This is a genomic window from Armatimonadota bacterium (assembly GCA_016789105.1).
Lineage (GTDB): Bacteria > Armatimonadota > Fimbriimonadia > Fimbriimonadales > Fimbriimonadaceae > UphvI-Ar2.
The window spans coordinates 1-15,609 of record JAEURN010000009.1 but is presented as its reverse complement, the minus strand read 5'-3'; the positions used below and the strand labels follow the sequence as shown (position 1 = coordinate 15,609).

Annotated in this window: 19 protein-coding genes; 4 read left to right on the top strand and 15 right to left on the bottom strand. The window is 60.4% G+C overall.

What is annotated here, in order from left to right:
* The first annotated feature begins 7 nt into the window (after positions 1 to 7).
* Genes rpoZ through prmA form a run of 3 tightly spaced genes read left to right on the top strand, consistent with a single transcriptional unit; the run spans position 8 to position 2,559 of the window.
* Positions 8 to 571 (top strand): DNA-directed RNA polymerase subunit omega, encoded by a 564-nt coding sequence (gene rpoZ / locus JNM28_11395; protein MBL8069045.1) that lies wholly within the window; start codon positions 8 to 10, stop codon positions 569 to 571.
* A gap of 6 nt (positions 572 to 577) precedes the next feature.
* Positions 578 to 1,705 (top strand): molecular chaperone DnaJ, encoded by a 1,128-nt coding sequence (gene dnaJ, locus JNM28_11390; GenBank protein ID MBL8069044.1) that lies wholly within the window; start codon positions 578 to 580, stop codon positions 1,703 to 1,705.
* Positions 1,706 to 1,707: 2 nt separating this feature from the next.
* On the top strand, positions 1,708 to 2,559 hold the full coding sequence (gene prmA / locus JNM28_11385; GenBank protein MBL8069043.1) for a 50S ribosomal protein L11 methyltransferase: 852 nt from the start codon (positions 1,708 to 1,710) through the stop codon (positions 2,557 to 2,559).
* A gap of 10 nt (positions 2,560 to 2,569) precedes the next feature.
* On the opposite strand, the gene rdgB is transcribed toward prmA, so the two are convergent.
* The 4 genes from rdgB to JNM28_11365 form a co-directional block, all read right to left on the bottom strand.
* A complete protein-coding gene (gene rdgB, locus JNM28_11380) occupies positions 2,570 to 3,175 on the bottom strand; it encodes an RdgB/HAM1 family non-canonical purine NTP pyrophosphatase (protein ID MBL8069042.1) in 606 nt (201 codons plus the stop codon).
* Positions 3,176 to 3,258: 83 nt separating this feature from the next.
* Complete coding sequence (rph, locus tag JNM28_11375) at positions 3,259 to 3,975, bottom strand: ribonuclease PH (GenBank protein ID MBL8069041.1); 717 nt, start codon at positions 3,973 to 3,975, stop codon at positions 3,259 to 3,261.
* 12 nt (positions 3,976 to 3,987) lie between these two features.
* Positions 3,988 to 4,686 carry a 16S rRNA (uracil(1498)-N(3))-methyltransferase gene (locus tag JNM28_11370; protein ID MBL8069040.1) on the bottom strand — a complete coding sequence of 233 codons (699 nt, stop codon included), beginning with the start codon at positions 4,684 to 4,686 and terminating at the stop codon, positions 3,988 to 3,990.
* Positions 4,687 to 4,729: 43 nt separating this feature from the next.
* Positions 4,730 to 5,398, bottom strand: a complete 669-nt coding sequence (locus JNM28_11365; GenBank protein ID MBL8069039.1) for a uracil-DNA glycosylase — start codon at positions 5,396 to 5,398, stop codon at positions 4,730 to 4,732.
* 27 nt (positions 5,399 to 5,425) lie between these two features.
* Between JNM28_11365 and JNM28_11360 the strand changes: the two genes are divergently transcribed.
* Complete coding sequence (locus JNM28_11360) at positions 5,426 to 5,755, top strand: hypothetical protein (protein ID MBL8069038.1); 330 nt, start codon at positions 5,426 to 5,428, stop codon at positions 5,753 to 5,755.
* Here JNM28_11360 and JNM28_11355 read toward each other — a convergent pair.
* The 11 genes from JNM28_11355 to JNM28_11305 are packed head-to-tail and all read right to left on the bottom strand — an operon-like array spanning position 5,752 to position 15,590.
* Positions 5,752 to 6,606: a hypothetical protein gene (locus JNM28_11355; protein ID MBL8069037.1), complete on the bottom strand. Its 855-nt coding sequence runs from the start codon at positions 6,604 to 6,606 to the stop codon at positions 5,752 to 5,754. The two genes, JNM28_11360 and JNM28_11355, sit on opposite strands and share 4 nt — an antisense overlap.
* Before the next feature lie 56 nt (positions 6,607 to 6,662).
* Positions 6,663 to 7,442, bottom strand: coding sequence for a hypothetical protein (locus tag JNM28_11350; GenBank protein MBL8069036.1), 780 nt, complete (start codon positions 7,440 to 7,442; stop codon positions 6,663 to 6,665).
* Between the two features lie 25 nt (positions 7,443 to 7,467).
* The gene (locus JNM28_11345) at positions 7,468 to 8,193 is read right to left on the bottom strand and encodes a hypothetical protein (GenBank protein ID MBL8069035.1); all 726 of its coding nucleotides are present in this window, start codon (positions 8,191 to 8,193) and stop codon (positions 7,468 to 7,470) included.
* 18 nt (positions 8,194 to 8,211) lie between these two features.
* Positions 8,212 to 9,009, bottom strand: coding sequence for a hypothetical protein (locus JNM28_11340; GenBank protein ID MBL8069034.1), 798 nt, complete (start codon positions 9,007 to 9,009; stop codon positions 8,212 to 8,214).
* Entirely contained in the window at positions 9,009 to 10,517 is a 1,509-nt protein-coding gene (locus JNM28_11335; GenBank protein ID MBL8069033.1) for an ATP-grasp domain-containing protein, read from the bottom strand. Before JNM28_11335 ends, JNM28_11340 begins: the two co-directional genes overlap by 1 nt.
* Positions 10,514 to 11,275 carry an enoyl-CoA hydratase/isomerase family protein gene (locus tag JNM28_11330; protein ID MBL8069032.1) on the bottom strand — a complete coding sequence of 254 codons (762 nt, stop codon included), beginning with the start codon at positions 11,273 to 11,275 and terminating at the stop codon, positions 10,514 to 10,516. Before JNM28_11330 ends, JNM28_11335 begins: the two co-directional genes overlap by 4 nt.
* Before the next feature lie 49 nt (positions 11,276 to 11,324).
* The gene (locus JNM28_11325) at positions 11,325 to 11,888 is read right to left on the bottom strand and encodes a hypothetical protein (GenBank protein MBL8069031.1); all 564 of its coding nucleotides are present in this window, start codon (positions 11,886 to 11,888) and stop codon (positions 11,325 to 11,327) included.
* Positions 11,889 to 11,945: 57 nt separating this feature from the next.
* Positions 11,946 to 13,763, bottom strand: a complete 1,818-nt coding sequence (locus JNM28_11320; protein ID MBL8069030.1) for a hypothetical protein — start codon at positions 13,761 to 13,763, stop codon at positions 11,946 to 11,948.
* 10 nt (positions 13,764 to 13,773) lie between these two features.
* Positions 13,774 to 14,214: a hypothetical protein gene (locus tag JNM28_11315; protein MBL8069029.1), complete on the bottom strand. Its 441-nt coding sequence runs from the start codon at positions 14,212 to 14,214 to the stop codon at positions 13,774 to 13,776.
* A 38-nt stretch (positions 14,215 to 14,252) separates the two neighbouring features.
* Positions 14,253 to 15,080: a DUF1460 domain-containing protein gene (locus tag JNM28_11310; protein MBL8069028.1), complete on the bottom strand. Its 828-nt coding sequence runs from the start codon at positions 15,078 to 15,080 to the stop codon at positions 14,253 to 14,255.
* A gap of 48 nt (positions 15,081 to 15,128) precedes the next feature.
* Positions 15,129 to 15,590, bottom strand: coding sequence for a hypothetical protein (locus JNM28_11305; protein ID MBL8069027.1), 462 nt, complete (start codon positions 15,588 to 15,590; stop codon positions 15,129 to 15,131).
* Positions 15,591 to 15,609 lie beyond the last annotated feature (19 nt).

Genomic DNA, 15,609 nt, shown 5'->3' with positions numbered 1-15,609 from the left:
GTTCCCCATGAGCGCCAACGAGAAGATCTTCCCTGCCCCGGATATCCTCAACGAAGTCGAATACGGTAAGTTTGTCCTCACTAACCTCGCCGCGAAACGGGCAAAACAAATCAAAGAAGGCGCGCCCCCGCTCGTCCGGATCGACACCAACCACCCGCTTTCCATTGCCTTGGAAGAAATCGCCAAAGGCAAAATCAAGCCGATCCTCGGCAGCGACGCCCAAGCCGCCGAACTCGACGAAGACTACAGCGCTCTCGACGAGCTCGGCTTGGATGATGTGGGCCTCCTCCTCCCCGGAGTCGATGATGACGACGCCGATGACGACGACCTCGACCTCCTCGGCCTGGATGACCTCGGATTTGGGGATGACGACGACGAAGAAGACCTCACCCTTGAAGGCGATGCCGACGAGACGGTCGCCGCTTTGCTCGAAGACGACGACACCGGGGCAGTTGCCGCGGCCGACGATGAAGAAGATGTCGCCGTTGCCGAAGACGACGGGCCGGAAATGTCGCTCGACGATTTGGCCAGCGAAGAAGAAGCCGGCGCAGAAGACGACGAAAACGACTGATTGCCCATGCCAGACCAAGACCCCTACGCCGTCTTAGGGGTTTCGCGAGACGCGAGCCCGGACCAGATCAAATCTGCCTACCGCAAACTCGCGCGGCAGTACCACCCCGACGTCAACCCGGACAACCCTGAGGCCGAAGCCAAATTCAAGGAACTCAGCACGGCATACGCCATCCTCAGCGATCCCGACAAGCGGGCGCAGTTCGACCGGTTCGGCAGGGTTGACGACGGCGGGGGCATGCCCCCCGGAGCCGACTTTTTCACGGGAGGGGCCGGATTCGGCGACCTTTTCGAAGCGTTTTTCGGCGGGGCTGGCGGAGCCCCCCGCGCCCGTGGGGGCCTACGGGAAGGTGACGACATCCGCACCGAAACCAGCGTCTCCCTCGTGGAAGTCTTGGCCGGGATCGAGAAAAAAGTTTCCTACCGCCGTTCGGCAACTTGCGGGACGTGTGACGGAACGGGCACGGCGGACAAAGCCCCGCCCAAAGCTTGCCCCACCTGCAACGGCATGGGGGCCGTCACCCAAACCCGTCAGACCGTCATCGGCAGCATCCGGACTCAAATGCCGTGCCCGACATGCCGGGGTGAAGGCATCAAAATCGAAAATCCTTGCCCGGAATGCCGCGGCGAGGGCGTGACCCCCAAGCAAGAAGAACTGTTCGTCAACGTCCCCGCCGGAATCGAAGGGGGCCAAACCTTGAGGGTTGCCGGTAAAGGCGGAGACGGGGCCCGGGGCGGGCAGCGCGGCGACCTCTACGTCGTCGTCCATGTCCTTGAAGACAAACGGTTCATCCGGGAAGGACGCGACTTGGCCACCGTCGCCGAAATCAGCTTTGCCCAGGCTGCCATCGGTGACTCGATCGAAATCGACGGCTTGACCGGGCCGTTGGAACTCTCGATCGAACCCGGAACCCAACCGGGCGACACGTTCCGGATCAAGCAAGAGGGCCTTCCCCGCCTTGGGGGAGGAAACCGGGGAGACCTTTACGTCGAAGCCAAAATCACGGTTCCCAAACGGACTTCCGAAGCCGAATCCAAGCTTTTGAAGGAGTATGCCGAACTCCGTGGCGAACCCATCCCCGGCGGGCCAGGCAAACCAGCCAACATCTTCGAGAAGATCTTTAAAAGGCGCTAACGATGTCGGAATGGATCGAAGTCAAGGCCCATTTGAAAGCCATCCCGCTCGACTGGTCCACATGGGATGAGATTTTTGAAGAAGCCGGGGTCAACGGCACCGTACAAACCGACGAGCCCCCGACCATTTCCGGATTCGTCCCACCAGGTTCTGAAGAATCCATCGCCGAGTTGGAATCCCTGCTCCTCAAGGCTGGGGCTAGCAGCGTTACGACCAGCAAGGTCGACGAAGTGGATTGGGCGGAAGCCTGGAAGCAATTCTTTATCCCCCGTAGGGTTGGGGAACGGTTCATGGTCGTCCCCAGTTGGACGGAACATTTCAAGGCGGAGCCCGGCGACCTCGTGATCACGCTCGACCCGGGACAGGCCTTTGGAACCGGCGACCACCCGACGACAAGGGGTTGCCTGCAACTCATTGAGAAAGTCGGCGCGACGGGCAAAGATGTCGCCGACATCGGCTGCGGTAGCGGCATTCTCTCCATCGGGGCCGGGCTGCTCGGCGCCGCCTCGCTCGTTGCCGTGGACACCGAAGCCGTTGCCTGCGAAAGCGCGCGCGAAAACCTTATGAGGAACGGGGTGGAAGGGCAAGTCTTCCAAGGCGAAGGATTTGCCCCCCTTCCCACCAATGAAACTTACGACATCGTCCTGAGCAACATCATCTCGGCGGCCCTCATCGGCCTCGCCCACGAAGCGGCGCGCCGTGTGCGCCCCGGGGGGCATTGGGTTATCAGCGGAGTCATCGATAAGAATTGGCCAGACGTTTTGGACAAGGCCGAACGGTGCGGATTCGTGCTGGCGGAACAGTTCACGGAAGACGGTTGGATTGCGGCAACGTTTGCGCGCCCCTCCGCCTAAACTCTCAGGGTCAAATTTGCCCCGCAAGCCAGTCGCCGAATTCCCTCAAGACCTTCCCCCGGTGGGAAACGGAATGCTTCTGGTCAGCCGTCAACTCGGCCATCGTGCATCCGAGTTCCGGAAGAAAGAAGATTGGGTCGTAGCCAAACCCCCCGTTCCCGCTGGGTTCAAATGCAATCCGCCCCTCGCAAACAGCTGAAAAATCCAGGGTTGGCATCCCGAGCCGAGCAAGGGCGATATGGCACCGGAACCTTGCCCCCCGTTGCGATTCCGGGACGCCTTGCATCCGCTCCATAATGATCGCCATCTTGTCTGGGAAAGGGGTTTCTTCACCGGCAAACCGCTTGCTCCACACCCCGAGCTCGCCCGGTAACGCGTCGATCTCCAGTCCCGCGTCGTCGGCCAGGCACCATTCCCCGGTCTGCACAACCGCAGATTCGGCCTTGATCGCCGCATTCTCTGCATAGGTCTCCCCCGTTTCTTCGGGTTCTGGCGAACCGGGATAGTCGGCTAGGGTCTTGAAAACCAATGCCGGAAAGCGGGCCGAAAGGATGGCCATCATCTCACCCGCCTTTTTGGGGTTGTGGGTGGCTATTACAAGGGTCTGCAAGTTCATTGAGTGTTGCCGTTCCCCAGTTGCCTCCAAAGGCCGCTGCCACTGTTGCCGCAACCGGCAACCCGGCTAGAAATTGAGTCCATTCAAAGTCCCAGCGCGGCCTCTTGCAGAGCGATGAGTTCGGTGACTCCCTTCTTGCCTAGGGCGAGCATCCGGCCCAAAGCATCAGCACCGAACGGTTCGGCTTCGGCCGTCCCCTGGATTTCGATGAATTTGCCCGACTTCGTCATCACAATATTCATGTCGGTTTGGGCGGTCGAATCTTCCTCGTAGCACAGGTCGAGCATCTCGACACCCCGGACAACGCCGACCGATACCGCAGCCATGGGTTCTTTCATCAGATGCCGCTTGATCATCTTCCGTTCCAACATCCACGTGACGGCTTGGTGGCAAGCGACATAGGCAGCCGTGATGCTAGCCGTCCGGGTTCCCCCGTCGGCCAACAAAGCATCGCAATCGATGGTGATGGTGCGCTCGCCCATGCGTTCAAGGTCCACCACGGTTCGCAACGCCCGGCCGATGAGACGCTGAATCTCCATAGTCCGGCCATTGGGGCCACCCCTCATGGCATCGCGCTGGTTGCGATCCCGGCCAGACCGGGGGAGCATCGAATATTCGGCCGTAACCCACCCGCTGCCCGTGCCTTTGAGCCAGCGAGGGATGTTCTCTTCGACCGTTGCGGTCACATGCATGTGGGTGTCGCCCATCTTGATGAGGCAAGAGCCTTCGGCATATTTTGAAAATCCTGCTTCAAGGACCACGTCCCTCAACTGGTCGTTGGCCCGGCCATCGCTGCGCATAGGCTCTAAAGTCTACCGGCCCGAGAGGGCCAAGGTGCAGGCTGCGGCAACCGCGGTGCCGACCCGCAAAACCCTTGGCCCCAAAGTGACCGGGTTCTTGATCATCTCTGATTCCTGCGGGTCCCACCCCCCTTCGGGGCCGACCACCAGGACGGCCTCGCCTGCCAATTCTGGGAATCCCGCTTGGGCTGTCTCGGACTCGCTGAGCACTACCGATCCGGGATACCGGGCCAAGACATCGCCGAGACCGGTGCAGGTTTCAAATTCGGGGAGCCGCATCCGGTAGGCGACTTCGCACGCCTCCCGCGAGATCGCCCGAAGCCGCTCCAGCTTTTTCTCAAATTTGGATGCCTCCCACTTGACCACGCTGCGACGCGCGGGGAACAGGCAGAACTTGGCAACGCCAAGCTCAGAGGCCATCCTGACCGAATCCTCGAGCGCGTCGGGCTTTGGCAGCCCAAGGGCCAATGTGATCTTGAGCGGGCTCTCAGTGGACGGATGGACGGTTTCAAGCGGAATTGCCGATTTCCCGTCGAGCCGGCAACGGATGGCCGAACCGTCCCCGGGCAACAGCAAAACTTGGTCGCCCGAACCGAGCCGCAAAACGCTCCGGAACTTCTTCATCTCCAATTCAGGGATCAAGATGGGCTGGCTTGGGTCTAGCCCAGGGATCTCGACGAAGGCACGCGGCAAGGCTCTCAGGCGGGACATCTGCCCTCAGGTTTACCCCGCAAGCCGGGACGGAACCGGCAACTCATGCCTGGATGACTTTGGCAAACCGACTGACAACGTCATCCAGCATCGGCTCGGTGAGCCGCCCCGTGAACGTGTTCTGCTGGCTGGGGTGGTAGCTTCCGAGAATCAAGATGGATCGCCCGGGTGCCACCTCGACCGATGCCTCAACCCCATGCCCGAACTTGGGCGCCCGTGCGCCGAGCATCTTGAAAACCTGGGACCAGGCAATGCCGCCCAGGCACAAAACAGCGTGCCATTCCTGTAACGCCCAGGTTGATTCCAGCCAAACCCGACAGTTGGCGATCTCTTCGTGCGTGGGTTTGTTGTCCGGCGGGGCACAGTGGCAGGTCGCGGTGATGAGGCACCGGCTCAAGGCCAACCCATCATCCGCCGATTCCGCCGTTGGCTGATTGGCCAATCCCGCCCGGTGCAACGCCCGGTAGAGCCAGTCGCCACTCCGGTCTCCGGTGAACATCCGCCCGGTCCGGTTGGCCCCGTGCGCCGCAGGGGCGAGCCCGATAATCAACCCACGCGCGGCGGGATCCCCAAAGTTGGGCACGGGGCGGCCCCAATATTCCCAATCGGCAAAGCCTCGGCGCTTTGCCAGCGCAACGGATCGGCACCAATCCCGCAGGCGGGGGCACTTCCCGCATGCAACGATCCCCCGGTTCACTGCGTCAAAATCCATGGCCCGATCCTACACCCAGTTCCAAAAATGCCCACCTACGAGTACGAAAAATCGGATGGCGACTGCGAAATCTGCCCAGGCCGATTTGCCGTCATCCAATCGCTGGATGAACCAGAACTCAAACATTGCCCGACCTGTGGGCTCAATGTCCGAAAAGTCGTCAGCCAGGTGCAGGTCAAAACCGCAACCGATACCAGCGCAGACAACGCCGCCAAACGCGGCCTGACCACCTATCGCAAGGCGGGGGAAGGCACCTGGGAGAAAATCGCCGGCCAAGGCGTTGACGTCATCCAAGGCACTCCCGAACAAATCAAGGCTGCAAACCAGAAAAAGAAAAAAACGCTGGACTTGGGTTAGGGCTTTTCTAACATCCATGACTCATGGTGCCAGGCCGTTTCCCCCGGTACCACCGTCGATAGGGGGCCGAGCGTTTCAATTTCCACAAATGATCCTTCCGAATAGATTTCGGAGTTGACCCCAAAATCCGGATAGGACGCCTCGGGTTCAAAGCCGTGCTTCTTCACAAAGGCCACGTCGGGCAGTTCATACCGACAAACTCCCGTCCGATTAAGGATCCCGACCTTTTGCGGTGAAGCATGGATTTCATCGACGGCGATCCGCAACGAGTCGCTACCCCAAGAAAACCGAGGGTCGTTCAACTGGGTGTATGACCAAAGGGCCATGGTTCGCACCGGCAACAAGCGGTCGGGGGCATGGGGGGCAAACGGTTCGTTTGGGATCACGACAACGCCTCCGGGACGCATGATGGTCAGTGCCCAAGGCGCTAAATGGACCGGTTCGGCACCACAGTTGCGCACCCCATGGTCGATATCAACTCTCGAACCTCTTTCCGACAGACTTACCTTGACCGTTTTCTGCAACCCCGAAAGGGGTTCGACCGGAGAGCGGAGCGAGGCGTTCCGCCCTTCAAGCACCAACTCGACTGGCCCGTCGTCGGCCGCGTAAGTCACGGGCCAATTCTCAGGGGCCACCCATAACCGGTGACCGCCCCAAATCCGGAATGTGCCAATCCCGGTCTCAATATGGCGGTTGGGGAATTCCCCAAGCACGTTCTCGCCCTCCTGCAGACGGTAGGAGATGATCCGGGGACCGAAATCAAGGGTCGCCAAAACCTCGGCATCGCCGTTGGAAAGGCAAAGGCACCTCCCAAATACGGGGTGGGCTATCGTTTTTGGCGCGGAGTCCATTGGGGAGAAGCCACGTTACCCCACCCGGAAACCGACACGTCCCGTCGTAGCGATCCTCAGAGCCCTTGGTGCCCGTCGACGGTTTGTTCGGTCGATTCTGCCTTTGCCGCCGTTGGGCGTTCTAAATTGGCCCGCAACGATTCCCCTTCCTCCTGCACCCGGTGGGCGATTTCGTCCGTGAGTTCGCGCATCTTCCGTTGGCCGGATTTGGCCAACGCAAAGTAAGCGATCAGGCCCGCGACCAGCAGGGCGATCGCGATGGGGATGTTCACCAACGGGTTGCCGGGGCCCCGCGTTTCGCCCGGCAACAGCATCATCGTCGAGACGAACGCGCCGATCAAGCCTGGATAGAGTCCCGCCATGAATGGCAAGAACATTGTTTGCCGGGTGGTGATGCGGGTCCTCCCGTTGCGGCTGGTCATGCGCATCGTGCCATAGGCCGGGCCCTTCATGATCGGCATTTGAAGGCTTCGCCCCACTTGTTGGCCCACATTCAACATCCGCGTGCCACGCGGCCCATGGCCGCCCATCCTGGGTGGCAATAACTCGCTGACGACATCGAAGTTTTCTGGCGGAAGTTCGACTTCCACAACCCGTTCGAATTCAGTCCACAAGGGAATCCCCAAAAACGACTTGGCTTCCTCTTCACCCGTGGGCTCGCCTTTGAACGCCTGCTCCAAAAACGTGGGGTCGATGCCCGCTTCGGCAGCCATTTTTTCCAACTCGGAATAGCTGATCCCAGGCGTGTATTTGTCGCCTCCCGCCTTTTCCTGCAATTTGGCAGCTTTGACCACCAAATCTGCCGCCTCTTGCTCGCTGAAATACCGCTTGTCCACCAGGTTTTCAAATCATACCGGCACGCTACCGGCCCAAGTGGTCGAAACCATGGCTCAACTCCCGTGTGTCAACCGCCGATGTCAGGGGATGCGACTGGATAGCCGACTTGGCCGCCTGCGCCAAGTCATCGACCTTGCCCCGGATGGTTTCCCGGTTCCGGCGCATCTGCCAACCGATGAGGAACCAAGTGGCGACCATCACGCCGAGCAACGCCGCAAATCCAACAAGGTTGGCCGGGTTCGGGCTTTTGGCAATCAGCGCAAGGTTAATCATGATCGGCAAAAAGGCAAACGGCATCAACGGAAGGAGGCGGCTGGACGAAATGCGGGAGCGCGCCACGATCCGCGTTTTCCCTTCCCTCTTGACCAAATCGACCGTGACATAGCGCCAACCTTGCCAAAACTCTCGCGATTCACGGGCTCCCGGCGTCCCCGGGTCTTCGTAGCGTGATCCGACCTGGTCGGCCAGTTCTTCCAACTGGGCTTCAGAAAGTTCGCCGTCCAAAATCCGTTCAAACTGTTCCGGACCTGGCCAACGGATTCCGGGGCTGATTTGATCCCGGCTTTGGACGACCCCCGTCCCCCGACCCAAGACCTCGCGAAGCCTGTTTGAATCGATGCCGAGTTCCTCCGCCATCGAATACAACTCCGATTCCGCGACCGAATCCTCCGGCGAACTGCCCAATTGGCGACTTGCCGCCGCCATCAGCGCTTCCATCGCCTCCTCTTTGCTGTACTTGCGGTCAGACAATCTATAACTGCTTACGCGTCAGTCGCGCCCGAGGTTTTCACGGAGTTCGCCGGTTTCCACGATGCTCCCGGGCGAGCTCGCGGCGAGGCTCTCGCGATTGAGCTCCGCTTCGTCACGGATGGCATCGGCGATCCGCTCCAGACGGCCGGGGATGCGCTTCATCGCATTCTTGAGGAATCCGCCCAAAACCGCCCAAAAGCCGACCGCGCCCACACCGAACGACGCCATCATCGGGATGAAATTGACCCCACCCCCCTTGAGGCCGACCCCCATAGCGATCAAGAACCACACCAGCATGATCGGGAAGTAGATGGCCATTGTGGCGATCACGTTGCTCGTCACCGCCTTGATGCGCGTCCGGCCGTGCCGGGAACTGACTTCCATCGTCCCCATCAACAGGCCTTCGTAAAACTGGCCTTTGATCATGCGGCCGACGACGGTCGGCCCCCAGCTGCCGGCACCGGCCCCGGCAGTTCCGCCGCCATAGCCTGGGTTATAGAATTCCCCGGCGATCACATCGAAGTTCTCGGGCGCGATTTCAGCGTCGACCACCATCTCGAACTCTTCGCTGAGGGGCATGCCCAAAAATTGCCGCGGCCGCTTGGCACCGCTCTTTTCAATCGAACCGGGGGCCGCCGACATCGCTTGGCGCAAAAACGAGGGGTCGACCCCAACGTCATCGGCCATCCGTTTGAGCTCTTCCCATGTCACTCCGGCCGTGTATTTGCCGGAATCGCCAGAGGCCTCTTGCAGCTTTGCCGCCTGGACAATCAAATCTGCCGCTTCTTTCTCACTGAATATCCGCTTCTCGTCCATCAGTCCAGCCTCGCATTGCGGAATCTGTCACCGAGTCCCCACGCCGATGAGCCCTCCCGGGTTTCGCCTCTTTGCCCCATCGCCGGACGAGAACTAGCAGCCGCCATCAAATCAGGCAGATATGCCGGAAATCCACCGCCTGGCGTCCAATCGGCGAATTCCCTCCCTAAGAAGCCGGTATCAAACCTCCCCGCCTGAAACTGGGCAGCGGAGACCACATCGAGCAAATACGATTGGTTCGTCTTGACCCCGACAATATGCGTGTCGCAAAGGGCCTGTTGGAGACGCGCAACCGCCGCTTCCCGATCCGCGGCATGGACGATCAGCTTGCCCAGCAACGAATCGTAGTACCGGCTGACCTCATCCCCGCTACGGTAACCGCCATCAAACCGGATCCCGTTCCCAATTGGGGGCACGACTTTGAGAAGGGTGCCGATGCTCGGCAAAAAGCCCTTCGCCGGATCCTCGGCAATCAGCCGGACTTCGATGGCATGGCCATGGATTGCCGACCGGTCACCGGCCAGCAACGGCTCCGGCAAGTCTAAGGGGTCGCCCTGGGCAATCCGGATCTGCTGGCGGACAAGGTCAACTCCCGTAACCATCTCCGTCACCGGATGCTCCACCTGCAAGCGGGCATTCACTTCCAAAAAGTAAAACTCGCCGCTGGGTTCATCGAACATGAATTCGACAGTCCCCGCTCCGGTGTATCCCGCGGCCGCAACCAATTTCCGGCATGCCGATTGCATCCGCTGCCAAAGATCGGGGGTCATGACCGGGCTGGGCGACTCTTCCAAAACCTTTTGGTGGCGGCGCTGGAGACTGCATTCGCGCTCGAACAGGCAGGCGACGTTTCCATGGCTGTCGGCCAACACCTGCACCTCGATGTGGCGGGGCCGTTCGACCAGCTTCTCCACCATCATCGCGTCCGAACCGAACCCCTTCCGGGCTTCATCCATGGCGAGGCGGCATTCGCGGTCGAATTCTGCCGGATCGCGAACCACCCTCATCCCCCTGCCGCCGCCTCCGGCGCTTGCTTTGAGCATCACGGGGTAACCGATTTTGGTAGCTTCTTCTTTCAGTACTTCGGGGGTTGCTCCGGGTTCAAAAAAGCCCGGGGTGACGGGGACCCCGCTTTCCACGGCCAGCCGTTTGGCATCGATTTTCTCGCCGAGTTTGCGCATTGCCGACGCGCTGGGCCCGATGAATGTGACTCCCGCTACGGCACAAGTCTCGGCAAACTCCGGTCTCTCGCTCAAAAATCCGTACCCGGGATGGATCGCGTCCGCCCCCGTCGTCTTGGCCGCATCCAAAACCGCCGCGATGTTTAAGTAACTTTGCGCCGGCTCGGATCCCCCGATGGGGACGGCCTCGTCGGCCTGCGCAACGTGCATCGAATGGGCATCCGCTTCGCTGTAGACCGCAACCGTGCGAACCCCCATTTCTCGGCATGCAGCAAAAACCCGGACGGCGATCTCGCCCCGGTTGGCAACCAAGACCTTCTTGATCAATCCACAACCTCCTGCACAAACGATGCGGGGCGTTTTTCCAAAAACGCGGCGACGCCCTCCTTCCCTTCTGCCCCGGCGCGGGCGCGCGCCAAAAGCCGGCTCGATTCTTCCTTGCCCAGCGGCGCTTCTGCCGCGAGTTTTTTGCAAAGGGCCACCGATTCGGGCCCGTTTCGCAGCACGTCGGCAATCTTCTTCTTTGCCTGCGATTCCAGTTCTTCCAACGGGCAAACGTCGTGGACGAGGCCGATTCTCAACGCCTTCTCAGAGTCGAAAACCTCCCCCGTAGTGAACAGGGCCCGCGCATGACCGGCCCCGGTTTTGGGGATCACAAATGGGGATATGGTTGCCGGCACCAGACCAAGCCGCACCTCGCTGAAACTGAACTTGCAGCCTTCGGCGGCAACGGCCACGTCGGCCGCCGCCACAAGCCCGCAGCCACCGCCGAACGCCGCGCCGTGGACCGCCGTCACCACAACCGCCCGGGAAGTCGCAATCGATTCGAACAGGCCAGCCAGTTTCAAGGCATCCTGAGCGTTCTGCTCTTCGGTGTAACCGGCAGCCTTGCGCATCCAATTGAGGTCGCCCCCTGCACAGAAAACGGGGCCCTCGCCGGTGACCAACACGGCGCGGATGGCAGGATCCAAATCGGCGAACAAAGCGGTGAGCGAACCGATCAGGCTGTCATCAAACGCATTGCGAACCTCTGGCCGGTTGAGAGCAACCTTCAACCACCCTGCCTTCTCCTCGACATTGAGCATTCGGCTAGGTTACCGGTTCGGCCGGGCCCGACTGGGAATCCGCGATCCGCTATTCCTTCAACCCGGCTTTGAACCGGATGGAAGCAAAAGCTTTGTCGATTGCCGCCACGCTCTTGGGGTCGCTGGGGTAGCCAATCGCCATCACGGCATAAACCTTGGTGCCATCACCCAACAGGAAACTCTTGAATAGCGTCGCCTTTTCGCCTTTGCCAATGGTGTGAGATTGAAGGATCGTCGGCTTCTCATCCAACTTGCCTGCCTTGAACCCATTGACCTTGACGTCTTCGTCCTTGTCGCTCATGCCGGTTACAAGGTCTTTGGCGACTTGGGCCAAGTGCTTGTCATCCGCCACAGTGCCCGGACGGCCATTGAACACACTCACCAAAAGATAAAAATCGTCGGATTCAAAGGAGAAATCGTCGGTGGTCAAAACCCAATCATCTTTGTCTTCGACCTTGGTTTCGCCTGCCGACTCCAACTTGCCCGGGAGGCTAAGGCTCAGCGCGGACTTGCCGACGTATTGCCGTTTCCAAGTTTCTTGCGCCGCTAGGGCGCTCCCTGCAAAAGCCACGGCGCCCACTAGCGCCACCAACATCACCCGAGTCCGAACCATTGTGTTCCCGCTTGCCATCTTAGACGTTTCGGCCGGGGGTTCGTTCCTTGGGTCCGGTCAGCTAGTCCCTTTGGTTCGAACGGTGATCGTCGCCGGATAGTGCGCACCGCTCAATGGAATGGTGTCGATCCGGATCTGTTGCGCCTGTCCTGGTGCCAGTTTTGCCTCCAGCAAAACCATTGATTCTTTACTCTGCAAAATCCGCCCCGGCAGGAGTTTGCCGTTGACACTAAATATGGCGCCGGAGTACCCCGCACTCGCTTCAAACACCACTTCCACTGTCTGGTTGCGGTCGGTCGGATTCTCAATCCTCCCCTCAACCACATATTGCACGCCGAAGTTGCCGGATAAAGGCGGCCCTCCCAAAGCACTCGGGATCCCCTGTTCGCCGAGCCGGATGAACTGATGGCGCCCCCCAACCTGGTAAAGGAATCCCACTTGTTTTGCCGGCCCGGAAAAAATGTCGCGTTCGGTGCCGCCAACCGGGAACGGCAGACCCGCCAGCCCGATGGATCGGCGGACCAGCCAGGGTTTGTCCCCAAAACCTTGCGGCTGCCAATCGGCCGCGACATCGGCAAGCGCCAGAGCGTTACCGACCAGGACGACGTCGTCGGATCCTCCCGCCAAAAGGCGCAAGCTGGCGAGGCCGCTCGAGGTTTGGCCCGGTTCCAAACGCCGCAGGGATAACGGGGTGGCCGACCGCGGAGGCAGTGTCAGCACCGTGCCTTGGTAGCCGAGCCAGTCGGCAAAATACCGGTTCCCTGCCTCAAATCCGGCCTTGGTCGGGTCGGAATTGGGTTCGGCGTCACCACTCGCCAACCAAATCCGGGCGGGAACGTCGGACCGATTCGCCAATATGTATTGCACCGCCAAGGGTCGCGCAGATTTGTTGAAGTGGTGCCACAAAAGCCGGGTCGGCATTGCGGTCACCATCCGGGCAAAATAGAGCTGGCCCGGCCCGGCAAGGTTTTCGGGATTATTGCTGTACCAAAGGACGTCATCGTAAACCCGCCCCCCGCCGGAATTCTTGACAAGAACGTTCGCCATCCCTTTGGTGGTGGCAAATCCGGGGGCCTCGACGGCCACATCAACCGGGACGACCCGGCTTTGCCCAGGGCCTAACGGAGCAATTTCGGGCACGGTGTATCGCACCAACGCACCCGGTTCGGCTGAGAATTCTGTCGACATCGCCCCTTGTATCCCTTGCAAGACCAATTCTTTGCGGGCCGGGCTACCCGTCACTTCGACCGTTAAAGTCTGGGGGAACACCGCCGCCGGTGATAGCACAGAAAACGGGATCGACTTTAATGCCCCGCCCGCTGAAAGGACAATCGCCCCTTCCCCCCTTTTCAAAGGATTGACAACCAGGTCGAACCCTTGCCGGGTGACTTCGACCAGACCCGGGGGTTCCGAGCTAATCGCCGCCGACCGGGCCGCCGAGCCGATCACCCTCACCCGCTGCGGCTGGCCGACCCCCAAAGAGAGGGGTTGGCCAGGCACCGTCAGCGGCGGGACATAAAGGGCCTTGTTGATTGAGTTGGCCCAAAGCTCGGCAAGCTTATCGGGGGACAAACCCTGGGCCTTTGCCTCCGCTTCGGTGACCGTGGCCACAGTTTGCCCCTGCAAAACGACCCTCCAACCGGGGTCGGCGACCACCTTGAGCGTCTGGCCGCGCTTGAATGGAGATAGGGCCTTGGCTATGACCGCGACACGTTCTTCCGGCTGGAGGCCGCCGGCCGCCGTTTTGACAGTGATCGCATCGACACCATTGACAACAAGAATCCGCCCGCTCGCCACAATGTCGGCGTCAGACGCCAGGGGCACCGTCGTGGAGGCCGCTAAAGCCAGTACCGGAATCAGCACCCAACCCGTCATCGGACCATGGCTACTTTTTGTTCTTCAACTCTTCCGCGCAGGCCGGGCAAACCGTCTTTCCATCCACGGTCACGGCATCTTCTTTCGGCAAATGGCCATGGCAATTGTCGCACCAGACCCGACCCTCCGGAGGAGGATTTTGGCCATCGAATTTGACTTCCTGGCCCTTGGAATCGAGGGCGGGGTTCTTTGTGGGTGCAGACCCATTGTTCAAAGGCGTCGAAGTTCCAGAAATCGCCGACCCCGAATTACCGGGGGTTCCGGACGTTGCCCCTCCGATCGGAGATGACCCCGTTGTCGACCCCGATTCTGCCGAACCGCCACCGGATGTCGCGCCACTAGCGGATTGGGAATCTTTGACCTCGGAGAGTTTTTCTTTCCCGTTGTTGCCGCAACCGGAAACGGCCGAGAGGGCAACACACGCCAGGGCGGCACAAAGGAGATGTTTCATTGGATTCGCTGAAAACGATTATGGCGGATTATCTCCAGTCACAGCGGGAAATCTGCAAGGCGCGACACGACGAACCCGTTGCAAGTCCCAACGCTTTGACCCCAAGCCGAAAGGCTCTGCCGGACGACCTGGCGCTGGGAACTGGAGGCATGGATGAACGCCCCATCCCCGGCATAAATCCCCACGTGACTGAAATCAAGTCCCGCTTTTGTGGTGCAGAGGGCAAGCAAATCACCTGGCTCCATCAGGGGATAGCAATCCACCCAGTGATCCTTAGGGATCCTCTTGAACCGCACCGGATCGAGCCTGGCCTCCATTTCCCGGGCGTGGCGCTGAAACCCGGGATCCGCTTTTGACGCCCCGTAGGCTGACGGGTGGTCTCCCATGTAGGACGTCACGGGATCCCATGCCACGCCACCCGGAAACCGCTCGGAAACAATTTCGAGCCTCCGTGCTTGGGAGTGGTTTGACAATGTGTCAGTGGTGTAATGGAGCCGGCTCCAGTATCCGTCTACCTTGCCTTGCCGGTAGCGGGTTTGAGTCACAGCCTTCACCAAGCGGGCCTCAGAATAGTTCGGACAAATCCTTGCCAAGCCCCAGCAACAATCGACAAGCGTGACACAATCGAACCGGTCAAGGAACACGCGGCACCGCTCGGGATTGCCTTCCAACGTGCTTCCCACGTACGGGGTGCCGAGAAAATGGCCGGCAATGGCGTGGATGCGTCCGCCAAATGCCAAACGATCCCACCGGAGGGATCGCGATGCCCGTTCGATCTCATGAAAGGCATCCGGCGGTTTGCCCAAAACTAGGGCCGAAAATCCAGCCGCCCCCATGGCCAAAAAACTCCGGCGATCCAGCCTCATCGAAATAAGCCGGCGACCCGGGTGCATGGCCCGGGCCGCCGTCCAAGGTCAATCAACAAAAATGTTGAAGGGAACCGAGAGGCTCACCGGGGTGCAACCCTGCTCGGTGGCCGTGATCGTAATCGTGTAGCTCGACCCGGCAGAAAGCGTGCTGGCGTCGAACGTGATATCCACGTTCCGGAGGCTGTCCACCGGCACATTCGCCGTAGCCGGGTTGAATGACGCCGTCACGCCCGACGGGAGCCCGCTGACCGAAAAGGACACGTTTGCCCCCGAACCGCCCGTGCGGCCCTGGAGAGCGTTCACCTGGCCGTTCACGATGGTGAAGGTTTCCGTGTTCTGCCCACCTTGCGGAACCGACATGTTGGACGGGCCGCTCAGCGACAAAGCCGCGCACTGAAGGGGCGTTCCACCAGTGTTGGTGTTGCCATCCGGGACATAGGCGGCAAAACCCGCACAGCCACCAAGGTACACCGCCGAAGCGGCCGCAATCACTTGCCAAGTTTTCATCAGAACTTCACCTCCAAAC

Coding starts and splice junctions, on each gene's coding strand:
- prmA (MBL8069043.1), top strand. CDS start 1,708: ATGTCGGAATGGATCGAAGTCAAGGCCCATTTGAAAGCCATCCCGCTC.
- rdgB (MBL8069042.1), bottom strand. CDS start 3,175: ATGAACTTGCAGACCCTTGTAATAGCCACCCACAACCCCAAAAAGGCG.
- dnaJ (MBL8069044.1), top strand. CDS start 578: ATGCCAGACCAAGACCCCTACGCCGTCTTAGGGGTTTCGCGAGACGCG.
- JNM28_11315 (MBL8069029.1), bottom strand. CDS start 14,214: ATGAAACATCTCCTTTGTGCCGCCCTGGCGTGTGTTGCCCTCTCGGCC.
- JNM28_11330 (MBL8069032.1), bottom strand. CDS start 11,275: ATGCTCAATGTCGAGGAGAAGGCAGGGTGGTTGAAGGTTGCTCTCAAC.
- JNM28_11365 (MBL8069039.1), bottom strand. CDS start 5,398: ATGGATTTTGACGCAGTGAACCGGGGGATCGTTGCATGCGGGAAGTGC.
- JNM28_11310 (MBL8069028.1), bottom strand. CDS start 15,080: ATGAGGCTGGATCGCCGGAGTTTTTTGGCCATGGGGGCGGCTGGATTT.
- JNM28_11305 (MBL8069027.1), bottom strand. CDS start 15,590: ATGAAAACTTGGCAAGTGATTGCGGCCGCTTCGGCGGTGTACCTTGGT.
- JNM28_11360 (MBL8069038.1), top strand. CDS start 5,426: ATGCCCACCTACGAGTACGAAAAATCGGATGGCGACTGCGAAATCTGC.
- JNM28_11325 (MBL8069031.1), bottom strand. CDS start 11,888: ATGGTTCGGACTCGGGTGATGTTGGTGGCGCTAGTGGGCGCCGTGGCT.
- JNM28_11370 (MBL8069040.1), bottom strand. CDS start 4,686: ATGTCCCGCCTGAGAGCCTTGCCGCGTGCCTTCGTCGAGATCCCTGGG.
- JNM28_11340 (MBL8069034.1), bottom strand. CDS start 9,009: ATGGACGAGAAGCGGATATTCAGTGAGAAAGAAGCGGCAGATTTGATT.
- rph (MBL8069041.1), bottom strand. CDS start 3,975: ATGCGCAGCGATGGCCGGGCCAACGACCAGTTGAGGGACGTGGTCCTT.
- JNM28_11320 (MBL8069030.1), bottom strand. CDS start 13,763: ATGACGGGTTGGGTGCTGATTCCGGTACTGGCTTTAGCGGCCTCCACG.
- rpoZ (MBL8069045.1), top strand. CDS start 8: ATGAGCGCCAACGAGAAGATCTTCCCTGCCCCGGATATCCTCAACGAA.
- JNM28_11355 (MBL8069037.1), bottom strand. CDS start 6,606: ATGGACTCCGCGCCAAAAACGATAGCCCACCCCGTATTTGGGAGGTGC.